Source organism: uncultured Chitinophaga sp., assembly GCF_937898475.1.
Taxonomy (GTDB): Bacteria; Bacteroidota; Bacteroidia; order Chitinophagales; family Chitinophagaceae; genus Chitinophaga.
Map to the genome: position 1 here is coordinate 448560 of NZ_CALEJS010000016.1, position 13594 is coordinate 462153.

Annotated in this window: 6 protein-coding genes; all 6 read left to right on the forward strand. The window is 51.2% G+C overall.

The features are described from left to right. Positions 1-239 precede the first annotated feature (239 nt). Entirely contained in the window at positions 240-2609 is a 2370-nt protein-coding gene (locus tag Q0577_RS11705; RefSeq protein WP_298736382.1) for a beta-L-arabinofuranosidase domain-containing protein, read from the forward strand. A 491-nt stretch (positions 2610-3100) separates the two neighbouring features. After that, entirely contained in the window at positions 3101-7126 is a 4026-nt protein-coding gene (locus Q0577_RS11710; RefSeq protein ID WP_298736385.1) for a glycosyl hydrolase family 18 protein, read from the forward strand. Between the two features lie 256 nt (positions 7127-7382). Next, a complete protein-coding gene (locus Q0577_RS11715) occupies positions 7383-8546 on the forward strand; it encodes a carbohydrate-binding protein (RefSeq protein ID WP_298736387.1) in 1164 nt (387 codons plus the stop codon). 18 nt (positions 8547-8564) lie between these two features. Beyond that, on the forward strand, positions 8565-10637 hold the full coding sequence (locus Q0577_RS11720; RefSeq protein ID WP_298736389.1) for a T9SS type A sorting domain-containing protein: 2073 nt from the start codon (positions 8565-8567) through the stop codon (positions 10635-10637). A 100-nt stretch (positions 10638-10737) separates the two neighbouring features. After that, the gene (locus tag Q0577_RS11725; RefSeq protein WP_298736391.1) at positions 10738-12195 is read left to right on the forward strand and encodes a CoA-acylating methylmalonate-semialdehyde dehydrogenase; all 1458 of its coding nucleotides are present in this window, start codon (positions 10738-10740) and stop codon (positions 12193-12195) included. 28 nt (positions 12196-12223) lie between these two features. Beyond that, complete coding sequence (locus Q0577_RS11730; RefSeq protein ID WP_298736393.1) at positions 12224-13579, forward strand: aminotransferase class III-fold pyridoxal phosphate-dependent enzyme; 1356 nt, start codon at positions 12224-12226, stop codon at positions 13577-13579. Positions 13580-13594 lie beyond the last annotated feature (15 nt).

Here is a 13594-nt window from a genome sequence, read left to right on the forward strand (position 1 = left end):
GAATTGAACAAATCCGTAAATTAGCAGAAACGCGGAAAACAGCACCCAAAATGCGGAAAGCCGAAAGCAGAACGCTGAGGGGCCGATGCTGCCGGATGCCAGACACAGAACGCCTTTTTAGAGAATTTTCAGCTGTAACTGGTTAAAATATAGCCACCAGGGCAAAAAGTATCTGAATAATTTTATTGGCTATCGTTTTGCCTCGACCAAAAAATATTGACATGAAAAAAACTGTGTATTTGACACTTATCTTGTGCTGTATGAGCTGCTTTGTGCTGTTGGCGCAGGACTATCCCATACAGCCGGTACCGTTTACCGCTGTAAAGGTAACAGACCGTTTCTGGGCGCCGCGTATTCTCAACAATTACAAGGTCACTATTCCTATTGCCCTGGAACAATGTTATAAAACGGGCAGGGTAGACAATTTCCTGATAGCCGGCAAACTGAAAGAAGGGAAATTCAAAACCGAATATCCTTTTGACGACACAGACATCTACAAAATTATAGAAGGCGCCAGCTTCTCGCTGCAGACCTATCCCGACAAACAACTCGAAGCGCAGCTGGATACACTGATCTACTACATCAGCAAAGCGCAGGAGCCGGATGGTTACCTGTATACCAACCGCACCATTGCCAAAGACAGCACCGAACTTCATGCATGGGCGGGGGCGAAGCGCTGGGAAAAAGATCCTGACCTGAGCCATGAGCTGTATAACTGCGGCCACCTCTATGAAGCAGCCGTAGCGCATTACCTGGCCACCGGCAAAAGAAGCCTGCTGGACATTGCCATCAAAAATGCCAACCTGGTATACCATGATTTTGTAGAAGGCGGATTAACCTACTATCCCGGTCACCAGATCATTGAAATGGGACTGGTAAAGATGTATCGTGTAACCAACGACAAAAGGTATCTTGACCTCGCGAAATATTTCCTGGATATCCGTAAGAACGGGACAGAATATAACCAGGCACAGGCGCCGGTTACACAGCAGACACGTGCCGTGGGACACGCCGTACGCGCCACCTATATGTACAGCGGCATGGCAGATGTAGCAGCGCTCACGGGCGACAAGGGCTATATCCAGGCCATGGATGCTATCTGGCATGATATCGTTGATCATAAGATCTACATCACCGGCGGCATCGGCGCGGAAGCCGGGCACGAAGGATTCGGACCGGATTACAAACTGCCCAATATGAGCGCCTATAACGAAACCTGTGCTTCTATCGGCAACATTTACTGGAACTATCGTTTGTTCCTTTTACATGGCGATGCCAAATATTACGATGTGCTGGAACAGATACTGTATAATGGGATGATCTCCGGTGTATCTGTAAAAGGAGACCGCTTCTTTTATCCCAACCCGCTGGAATCAATGGGTCAGCATGGAAGAAGCGAATGGTTTGGCTGCGCCTGCTGCCCCAGCAATGTATGCCGCTTCATTCCTTCTGTACCGGGTTATATGTATGCCACCGGTAAAGACCGCATTTATGCCAACCTGTTTATCCAAAGCAGCGCTGATATCAAACTGCAGGATAAAGCAGTAAATATTGAACAGCAAACCAACTATCCCTGGGATGGCAATGTGTTGTTCAAAATAACACCTGCCGCCGCAGAAGGGCCCTTTGAACTGGCCATCCGCATTCCTGCCTGGCTGGAGGATGCACCTATACCCGGCGGCTTATACAGTTTTACCAAACCCGAAACAAAGCAATTTACCATTACGGTAAATGGCCAACCGGCAAAGTATACTACAGAAAATGGTTATGCCATTATCCGCCGCACATGGGCAAAAGGAGACCAGGTGCAGGCTGGTTTCCCGATGGATGTTCGTTATGTAAAAGCCAGCGGGCAGGTAACAGCAGACAACAACAAGGTAGCTATACAACGTGGCCCTATAGTATACTGTTTTGAATGGCCTGATAACAAAGCCGCATCCGTACGTCATTTGCTGGTGAGCGATAATAGTCCTGCAACTACCTCCTATCAGCCAGACCTGCTGAACGGTGTGGAAGTGATCCGCACCGCCGCCCTTACACAGGTGATAAAAGGCGATAAGGTAGTAGACGCCAAAGCCACTGTTACGGCCATTCCCTACTATGCGTGGGCCAACAGGGGTGCCGGCGATATGACGGTATGGGTGGCTGATAAACCAGGTGCAGTGGCTAAACTGCAGCCACCTACTGTTGCATCAAAAAGTAAAGTAAGCGGTTCTCATAAAACCAAAACACTGATGGCGCTGAATGATCAGCTGGAACCTGCCAACTCGCATGACGGCAGTATTCCCTACTATCACTGGTGGCCTAAGAAAGATACTGTACAATGGGTGCAGTATGATTTTGAGAAACCCGCAAAGGTGTCACGTGTACAGGTATACTGGTATGATGATGGCCCCTGGGGCGGTTGCCGCCTGCCTGTTTCCTGGAAAGTATTGTATAAAGACGCCGCAGGACAATGGCAGGAAGTACAACATTCGAATGAATATATGACGGCAAAAGACACCTTCAATACACTCAACTTTTCACCTGTGCAAACTACTGCGTTAAGAATGCAGGTGCAGCTGCCTAAAGAACATGCCGCAGGCATACTGGAGTGGAAGGTAGAGTAGCGCTCATATTATGATATGAGCAATTCCAAACTCCAAAATCCAAATTCCAAAGTCCAGATTCCAAATTGCGGGGACTACACTGTGAAAGCCAATCCCTTCGCTGCATTGATTGGAATCTGGATTTTGGATTTTGGAATTTAATCCCCCGTTTTTCACGAATCAGCCCCATTCGTAATCTCCGCTATTAATTCGTATCTATCTTCATTTTCTATGCTGTTTACGCCCAATATCTTTGCCCTGCTGCCACGTTAGCAATGGTTGGTTACAAAAAAACTCACAGCTCCAATAGTACCTACCGATTGGATGAACGACACCTATGCATAAGAGCGATCTGAACAGAGCCGGGCTAAATCGATTTTGCGAGTAGCTGTATCTTTTTTTGAAACCAAGGCATTATTCATTAAAACCTATAATCCTTTATGAAAACCAGATGTACAATTCCCTCAAGCGGTTGGATACGCCGCGCAAAAAACGTCTGTTATCTCTTCCTGTTGCTTTGGCAAGCTAATGTAATGGCCCAGGTAAGTCCCTCGGTTCCTGCTACTACAAAACAGCATAACAAACAGGTGATCGGCTACATCACCCAATGGGATGCCTGGAAAGACATAGCAGGTATTGTGCCCAAAGGTGGTTATAACCATCTGAACGTAGATTATTCACAGTACACTATCCTGAACTTTTCATTTTTTGGTGTAGCCAAAGACGGTTCACTGCACAGCGGTGATTACCGTAACAAGAACATCTACCAGGTAGGCGCCGTACAGGAGCCTGCGCCTATGGTAAATGATGACATTTACAGCAGCTGGGACATGTTCCTGCTCTATGGTGAGCTGGATGCGCCCCTCTACTACATTTCAGACGGCAGCTATGCCTATTCGCTGGGTTACCGTAATGAAGGCAGCGGCTGGAAAAATGTGAACACCGGCGCTACGGGTGTTTTTCCTTTGTCTGTTCCCAAACAGGGCGGCGCACCGGGCATCATTGATCTTGCCCACCAGAAAGGGGTGAAGGTAATGGCCTCTATCGGCGGCTGGAGCATGTGTAAGCACTATCCTGAAATGGCTGCAGACGCTACCAAGCGCGCACGCTTTGTGGCCGACTGTCAGAAGCTGATCAACATGGGCTTTGACGGTATCGACTTTGACTGGGAATACCCTAATGATCCGGGTATGAACATTGAGCGCTACAGCCAGGCAGACTATAACAACTTTGCTGCATTGGTAGAGGCAGTAAGAGCGGCTATCGGTCCCGATAAGCTGATCACTGCAGCTTTCTCTGCCACACCTGCTAAGCTGCAGGGCTTTCCCTGGGCGCGTCTGAATGCTGCCATGAACTACTTTAACATGATGACCTATGACTTCAACGGCGGCTGGTCTAATAAAGCAGGGCACAATGCTCCGCTGTACGACTACCCCGGTGCAGAGTTTACCGGTCTTTCGCTCAACGCCTGTGTACAGGGCCTGCGCTCAATGGGTGTTAACATGAGCAAGGTAACGCTGGGCGCTCCCTTCTATGGCCGTGGCGTAGTTACCAACGGCGCAGCTGCTCTCAATGCACCTACTGTTAAACGTGCTGAAACAGTACAGCCGGATGGTCCCATCCAGACCTGTGCGGATTACACCAACTGGGCGCTGAACCTGTGGGATGGTACGCCCAACTACAGCTACATCTTACAGCAAACAGGCGCTAACTCCGGATGGACAGAGCATTGGGACGATGTTGCGAAAGTGCCCTATAAAACAAAAGGCAACTATTTCCTGAGCTACGACAACGAACGCTCTATCGGTGAAAAAGCAAAGTATATTAAAGACAACAACCTGGCGGGCATTATTGTATGGCAGGTGTATGGCGACATGCTGGATATGACCAGCAGCACGCAGACAAGGGGTAAACTGATCTATTGCCCCAACACCAAATCTCCGCTGGTGAACAAGATCAACGAAGTATTTGCCAATGGCGGTACGCCGGGTAATGCATCACCAACCGTGAGCATCACATCGCCTGCCAATAATACTACGCTTACTGCTCCGGGCAGTGTAACCATACAGGCTACTGCTGCAGACAGCGATGGCAGCATTGCCAAGGTAGAGTTCTTCAATGGCACTACCAGCCTGGGTGTTGACAACAGCGCTCCTTACAGCTTCAGCTGGAACAATATCCCCGCAGGAAACTATACCATTACAGCGGTAGCTACTGACGATAAAGGCGCTGCCACTACTTCTGCTGCCGTAACCCTGACCGTTGGGACGCCTCCCACCAACAACACCGGCAAGGTGATCGTAGGTTACTGGCACAACTGGGGCAGCACTACCGGCACGCCTCCCTATATCCGTTTACGTGATATCAGCAGCAGGTACAATGTAGTACAGATCGCTTTTGCTATTGCAGCAGCTGACCAGGCTACACTGAGCTTTACTCCCGAAGGTACCAGCGTGGCTGATTTCAAATCGGACATTGCTTACCTGCAATCACAGGGTAAGAAAGTGCTGATCTCCATCGGCGGACAGGATGGTGTGGTGGTATTGGGTACACCCACGCAGAAAGCTGCCTTTGTAAGCTCACTGAAATCCATACTGGACACTTACAACTTTGATGGTTTTGACATTGACCTCGAAGGCGGTCACTCGCTGCAGCTGGATAATGGCGATAACAACTTCATGAATCCTACCACTGCAAAAGTGCAGAACCTGATCTCCGGTATCAAGGAGGTGATCAACTACCGTAAAGGCCAGGGTAAGGATTGCTGGCTCACCATGGCGCCTGAAACCTATTATGTACAAACCGCCTATGGCGCTGCGTACTCTCCGCTGGTAGGCGCTTATCTGCCCGTGATCTATGGCCTGCGTTCAGAGCTCACCTTCATACATCCGCAGCTGTACAACACCGGTTCTGTAATGGGCCTCGATAATAAAGTGTACAGCCAGGCCACTCCTGATTTCATCGTTTCCATGACGGAAATGCTGCTGAACGGTTTCACCGTAGCAGGCACCAGCCAAACCTTCCCGGCGCTGCGTGAAGACCAGGTAGCTTTTGGTCTGCCGGCTACTCCTGCCGCTGCTCCCTCCGGTGGTTACACTACGCCGGATAATGTGAAGAAAGCACTGAACTACCTGACCAAAGGTCAGTCTTTCGGCGGCGGTTATACGCTGCGTAAAGCAGGCGGCTATCCCGGTCTGCGTGGTATCATGACCTGGTCTATCAACTGGGATAAATCCAACAACTACGAATTTGCCAACAATTATTACGATTACTTCTTTGGCAATACCGGTGGTAACCAGTCTCCTGTTGTGAGCATCACCTCCCCCGCCAATAATGCATCCTTCACACCGCCCGCTACCATCACCATCCAGGCCAGCGCCAGCGACAGTGACGGTTCTATTGCCAAAGTAGAATTCTTTAATGGCGGCACTAAACTGGGTGAAGCTACCAGCGCACCTTACAGCTATACCTGGACCAACGTGGCAGCCGGTACTTACAGCCTGACTGCCAGGGCTACTGATAACGCCAACGCAACTGCTACTTCTGCTACGGTTACCATTACAGTAGGTACTACCGGCGGCGGTGGCTGCGACGGCATTGATGCATGGTCTGCATCTGCTGTTTACACACAGGGTATGCAGGTAGTATACAACAGCAAGGTGTACAGCGCCAGGTGGTGGACACAGAACGAGCAGCCAGATACGCACGCCGGCGACGGACAGGTATGGGGTTATGTACGCGATTGTAACGGCGGTGGCGGCAATAACAGCCTGCCCTCCGTGAGCATTACATCTCCTGCCAACAACGCCTCATTTGCGGCTCCGGCCAGTATCACTATCCAGGCCAGCGCAACAGACAGCGATGGCACTATTGCCAAAGTTGAATTCTTTAACGGCGGCGCCAAACTGGGTGAATCTACTGCTGCGCCTTACAGCTTCAGCTGGAACAACGTAGCTGCAGGTACGTATACGCTGACCGCAAAAGCTACTGACAATGCCAACGGCGCTACTACCTCTGCTGCAGTAACAGTAGTGGTGGGTACTACCGGCGGCGGTAACTGCGCAGGCGTAGCAACTTATGAGCCTTATCCTAAAATATACAACAGAGGAGACCGTGTAGTATATAACGGTGTACTGTACGAAAGCCAGTCTGACGCACTGTACAACGTTACCCCCGGCACAGCCGAGTGGTGGTGGAAACCGCTGGGTGCATGCGGCGCAAGCTTTGCACGCACCAGCGCAACCACCCCGTTTGTTACACAGGAACCTACCAATGCTACACTGCTGGCTTATCCCAACCCGGTAACAGGCAGTGAACTGCAGATCAAAGTAGCAGCACAGGCAGGTGATAAATTGGTGATCACCCTGCAAGACCTGAAAGGAAGTGCACCGGTGCTGCGTACCGAACAGGTAGCCGCAGGAAAAAATCAGTCTATCAGACTGCAAACCGGCCAGGTACCCAGCGGCACCTGGATCCTGAAGGTTGAAAACAGAACCTCCCATCGTATAGCCACCACAAAAGTGGTCAGGCTACAGTAATAGCTAAAAATGAAGAATGAAAAATGGTCCCGGTTATCCGGGACCATTCACTTTTTCAAATTTTAGCTGTCAGCTCAACAAGTATCGGCTCTTATCTATCCCTCGAACCATTAAACACTTAACCATATGCTGCAACCTTATCCATTTCAGTTACGATCGCCCCGTTGGCAATGCTTCCGCCAGCGGGGCTATTATTTTACCGGATCCGCCACAAGATGATTCAATTAACCATTTCGAACATTAAACCCACGTATTTATGCAATCAATTAAATTTCTATTACTGTTGATAACGTTCAGCGCGATGCGGCTGGTGGCGTTCTCACAAAACTGGCAACTGGTCTGGCAGGACGAGTTTGACAACAGCATCGGTCCCGACTGGGTATTTGAAACCGGCAACGGCGCCAGCGGCTGGGGCAATAATGAACTGGAATACTATCGCCGCGAAAACGCAACCGTAGAGAACGGCCAGCTGGTGATCACCGCCAGACGCGAAAGCTTCAACGGCTTTAACTACACCTCTGCCAGGATGAAAACACAAGGCAGGAAATCATGGACATACGGTAAAATAGAAGCCCGTATCAAGATACCTACCTTCTCAGGCGCATGGCCTGCCTTCTGGATGCTGGGCGACAACATCGGTTCCATTGGATGGCCTGACTGCGGCGAGATCGACATCATGGAGCACGTGAATACAGACCCTAATGCCGTTGGCACCATTCACTGGCGCGGCCCTGCCAACGAGCATGCATCCTATGGCGGCAGCAGACCGGTTAATTTTTCTGATTATCATGTTTACACCATTGAATGGACGTCATCTTCCATCAAATGGTTTGTAGACGGCGTGCAATACAATGAGGCCAATATCCAGAACAGCGTTAACAGCACGGAAGAATTTCACCGCAATTTCTTCATCCTGCTCAACTTTGCCATTGGCGGTAACTGGCCCGGCTTCAATATTGACAACAACGCCTTCCCTGCCAAGATGTATGTAGACTGGGTAAGGGTATACCAGAACGGCGGCGGCAACAACAACCCGCAACCCTGGAGCCAGACCATAGAAGCAGAAAACTTCAGCGCACAGAACGGCGTGCAGGTAGAGCCCTGTAATGAAGGCGGCCAGAACGTAGGTTACATTGATGCCAACGACTGGATAGCCTTCCCTTCCGTCACCATTCCTACCTCAGGTAATTATCGTATAGACTATCGCGTTGCCAGCCTGAATGGTGGCGGCAGACTGTCGCAGGACCTGAACGCAGGCGCGATCGTACTGGGTGCGGTAGACATCCCCAATACGGGCGGATGGCAGAACTGGACCACTGTTTCACAAACGGTACACATCAATGCAGGTACCTATAACCCCGGCATTTTTGCGGTATCAGGCGGATGGAACATCAACTGGTTCCGTTTTACCAGATTATAAACCCTCTAAATCGATCTTATGAAACCAATTCTAAAATTTACAGCAGGCTTACTCGTACTGCTCACCTCTTACATCTCCACCTTTGCGCAGGACCACCAACCGGTATCGCTGGGTAAAGCGGCCACACTGGTACAACAATTCAGGCAGGCCGGCGCAAGGCAACAGCAATTTGTCAGCAGCGCACAATTAAGAACAAGCGCCAATACCACGTTAAACGCAAAGGTCAATTACCGTATCTCCGGCGACAATGAAGAGTTCATGGCCGGCGAAATTGCCAGCACTCCGGGATCATCCTTCTTCGTACGCCTGAAGGACGGAAAGCTGGAAGGTAATATCGTATTACGCCAGGCACAGAAAGCCTATCAGTATTACTCTAATGAAGCCGGTGAGGCTTTTGTGAAAGAAGTGAACATCGATGAAGTGATCTGTATCAATTACCAGGAAGGTCCGGCTGTATCGCAGGCGGCTTCCAAGGTAAGCGCAGCAGCTGTTCCCACCAACCTGCAAAGCTTCCCCGGCGGCAATGGTTGTGTGCTGCTGGATTTTGACGGCCAGTATGTTGCAGGCACTCCCTGGAACAACGGCAACCCTATCAACGCCGCACCTGCCACGCTCAGTGAATCAGAGATGCTGGATGTATGGGAGCTGGTGAGCGAAGACTTCAAACCCTTCCACCTCAACGTTACCACCAGCGAAGCTGTGTTTAACAGCTATCCCAAAAACAGGAGAATGCGTGTGATATTCACACCTACCAACACCGCTTCTCCCGGCAATGGTGGCGTTGCCTATATCGGCTCTTTTAATTGGAACGATGAAACGCCCTGCTGGGTATTTAACGGCGGCGTAAAAGGCGCCGGCGATGCGGCTACGCACGAAGTAGGTCATACCTTTGGTTTGGGTCATGACGGCCGCACTTCTCCTTCAGAAGGTTATTACCAGGGCCATGGCAGCTGGGCGCCCATCATGGGTGTGGGCTATTACAGGCCCGTTGTACAATGGAGCAAAGGTGAGTACACCAACGCCAACAACACGGAAGACGACCTGGCAAAGATTTCCAGCGCTACCTATGGCGTAGGTTACCGCGCCGATGATTACGGCAACACCATTGCCACCGCTGCTCCCCTGGGCGTAAGCGGCACCGGTAGTGTAAGCACTTCCGGCATCATTGGCCGCACCGGCGATATAGACGTATTTTCTTTCTCTACCAGCGGTGGTAATGCTACCCTGAACTTTGCACCGGCAGCCAAGCATCCTAACCTGGATATTGCCGTTACGCTGTACAACAGCAGCGGCAGTGCGGTGGCCAGCTCCAACCCCAGCGGACTGCCTGCCTCCATTAACCAGTCACTCGCTGCAGGTACTTATTATGTAGCGGTAACAGGTACAGGTGCAGGTAATCCTGCCAGCGACGGTTATTCCAACTACGGCTCACTGGGTTACTATACCATCAGCGGCACCATCGCCAACGGCAGCTCCAGCGGTGTGGTAACCGTATACGAGAACTGCAACTACACCGGCGTTTCTGCAGCGCTGGCGCCAGGAAGCTATAACATGGCCGACCTGGCCGCCAGAGGTATACCGAATGATTTCATCTCTTCACTGAAAGTACAAAGCGGCTATGAAGTGATCCTGTACCAGGATATCAATTTTGGCGGCAGCGCTTATGTGTTCAGGGGTGATTTCTCCTGCCTGGCTAACCTTACGCTGAATGGTCAGCCGCTGAACCTGAACGACTGGGCTACGTCCCTGGTGGTACAGCCTTCCAGCGCTATTGCACCGGCTACGCTCAGCAAAGCGGTGGCCAATACCATTGGTGTGGCTAAAGCAGAAAGCGCACTGGCTAACGGCAGCAAGGAAGTAAGCGTACAGCTTTCCCCCAATCCGTTCAGGGATCAGCTGTATATCAAGGTAAATAACGTAACCGAACAATATTATGTAAGGGTATACAACGTAAACGGCGCTGAAGTAAGGCCTGCCCAGCGCATCAGCAATGGTCAGCCTGTTAATCTTTCCAGCCTGCCCGGCGGCATGTATCTCGTGAAGATCTACTTAGGCACTGAAGTGATCACCCGCAAGGTGATTAAACATTAACAAATATCCCAAGCCTATGTCACCTGGGGGCCCGGTCTTGTACCGGGTCCCTTTTTTTATTGCGGAAAATAGTTTAAATTAAATATCTAAAGCCAAGGCGATGAAGTATACCCCGGTTCAGAACTTTATTAACGGCCAGTTTAGAGATATTCATTCTTCCCGTACACTTGCTGTAATATCTCCCTCAGATGGTAAAGAACTGGCAGTATTGGCCTGCTCCCCTCAAAGTGACCTGGATGATGCTGTTAACGCCGCCCGGGCCGCCTTTCCATCCTGGAGTAAAACGCCGATCAAAGAGCGTGTGCAGGTATTTTTCCGTTATAAATTCCTGCTGGAGCGCGATCTCCAGGAACTGGCAGCACTGGTGAGCGAGGAGAACGGCAAGACCCTGGGAGAGGCCATCGCCGAAATAGAGAAATGTATTGAGCTCACAGAGTTTGCCACCTCACTGCCCCAACTGGTCACCGGCGAGGTGCTGGAAGTGAGCAAGGGCGTAGAGTGCAGAACAGAGCATGTACCCCTGGGTGTGGTAGCCTCCATTGTGCCCTTCAACTTTCCCAGCATGGTGCCTAACTGGACCATTCCCAATGCCCTTACGCTGGGCAACTGCATGATCATCAAACCATCTGAAAAAGTGCCCCTCAGCCTGGCCCGGATCGCCGCTTTGCTGAAAGAGGCCGGTTTGCCGGACGGGGTTTTCAATATTGTGAACGGGGATAGTGAAATGGTGAACGCCATCTGCGACCACCCGGGCATTGAAGCCGTTTCTTTTGTAGGCTCTACCCGCGTGGCCAAACTGGTATACCAGCGCGCTACGGCGCAGCTGAAACGCTGCCTGGCCCTGGGAGGCGCCAAGAACCACCTGCTGGTACTGCCTGATGCCAAACCCGATATGACGGCGCAGAATGTAGTGGCCTCTATGAGCGGTTGCGCCGGGCAACGCTGTATGGCCGCATCTGCCATGGTTGCCGTAGGCGATGTAGACCATATTGTTGACAAGATATGCGCAGAAGCAGGAAAGGTGGTACCCGGCAAAAACCTGGGCGCTGTGATCAGCCAGGAAGCCAGGGAAAGGATAGAACGCTATATCTCTGAAGCCGAACAACAGGGCGCCCGTGTGCTGATAGACGGCCGCAATACTGTAGTGGAAGGAAAAGAGAAAGGCGCTTATGTAGGGCCTACCGTAATAGATTATGTAACGCCGGATATGGCAGTGGCCCGGGAAGAGATCTTCGGCCCGGTGATCAGCATCCTGCGCACCAATACCGTAGACGAAGCGCTGGCCATAGAAAATGCCAATCCCTATGGCAACGCTGCAGCTGTATATACGCAGAACGGCGGTCTTGCGCGTTATATTATTGAACACGCGAGCGCCGGTATGATAGGCGTAAATATAGGCGTACCCGTACCCCGCGAACCTTTTTCATTTGGAGGATGGAACGAAAGCAAATTTGGCGTTGGCGATATTACCGGTAAAAGCTCCATAGAATTCTGGACCAAGCTCAAAAAAACAACTACCAAATGGAATCCTGAAGCGGGCGTGAACTGGATGAGTTAGTAATAGTCCTCTTCTTAAACACGCTGTTATGCAAGAAACACCCACCCTGTCTGCCGCCCGGCAGGTTATTCAGGACAACCTTGACCATACCCTCTTTTCCTGGAGCAGGCAAAAAGGGATTGCACCCATCGCCGTAAAATATGCGGAAGGGGTTTACCTGTATGATTATGACGGCAAACGTTACCTCGATTTTTCTTCGGGCCTGATCAACGTTAACATCGGCCATGGCAACCAGCGTGTAACCAATGCCGTGATGAAGCAGATGCAGGAAGTGAGCTATGTTACGCCCGGCTGTGTTACCCGCGCCAGGGGCGAGCTGGGAAAAAAATTATCTGACATCACATGCGGCCGGCTTCCCAAAACGCTGTTCACCACCGGTGGTGCAGAAGCCATAGAGAACGCCATCAAACTGGCCAGGCTATATACCGGCAGGCATAAGATCATTGCCCGCTACCGTGCCTTCCACGGCGCCTCTTACGGCTCCATGACAGCCGGCGGCGACCCACGCAAACTGCCGCACGATGCACAGCAGGCGCCCAATATCGTTCACGTGGAAGACCCCTATTGCTACCGTTGCCCCTGGGGCAAGGACATCAGCACCTGCTCCCGCGAATGCGTGAGCCATATAGAAAGGGTGATTGAATTTGAAGGGCCGGAAAATGTGGCGGCCATCCTGATGGAAGGAGAAAGCGGCTCTTCCGGCTGTATCAAATACCCGCCGGATTACCTGCAGAAAGTACGCGCGTTGTGCGACAAATACAACATCCTGCTGATAGCAGATGAAGTGATGAGCGGATTTGGCCGCACCGGTAAATGGTTTGCCTGCGACCTGCATGGTGTGGTGCCCGACATGATCGCCACTGCCAAAGGCATTACCGCCGGCTATTTACCACTGGGGGCGCTGATGGTCAGCGAAGAGATAGCCCGCTATTTTGATGATAAGATATTGTGGCTGGGCCTTACTTATTCTGCCCACCCGGTATGCTGTGCAGCAGGCGCAGAAGTGCTGCAGATCTACGAGGATGAGCGCCTGTTAGAAAATGCCGCCGCCATGGGCGTTTACATTGAACAACAGGTGGCCCTGCTGCAGCAGCGTCATCCCAGCATCGGCGATTTCCGGAACACCGGCCTGCTGGGTTGTATTGAGCTGGTAAAGAACCGTATTACCAAAGAACCGATGGCGCGCTTCAATGCCAATGCCGAAGAAATGGCCGTGATGAACAAGGTGGCCGCCAGGCTGAAACAGCTGGGCATGTACGCCTTTGTGCGCTGGAACTATGTGTTTATAGCGCCGCCTCTCTGTATCACCAGGGAGCAGGTGGATGAAGGACTGGCCATGATCAGCGATGCCATCTCCATCGCAGATGAAGCTTACGTGCAATAGTCTGTAAAATATACC

What these genes read in the sequence shown, in the direction of transcription:
- Q0577_RS11730 (WP_298736393.1), top strand. Translation starts at nt 12,224, where the DNA reads ATGCAAGAAACACCCACCCTGTCTGCCGCCCGGCAGGTTATTCAGGAC.
- Q0577_RS11715 (WP_298736387.1), top strand. Translation starts at nt 7,383, where the DNA reads ATGCAATCAATTAAATTTCTATTACTGTTGATAACGTTCAGCGCGATG.
- Q0577_RS11725 (WP_298736391.1), top strand. Translation starts at nt 10,738, where the DNA reads ATGAAGTATACCCCGGTTCAGAACTTTATTAACGGCCAGTTTAGAGAT.
- Q0577_RS11720 (WP_298736389.1), top strand. Translation starts at nt 8,565, where the DNA reads ATGAAACCAATTCTAAAATTTACAGCAGGCTTACTCGTACTGCTCACC.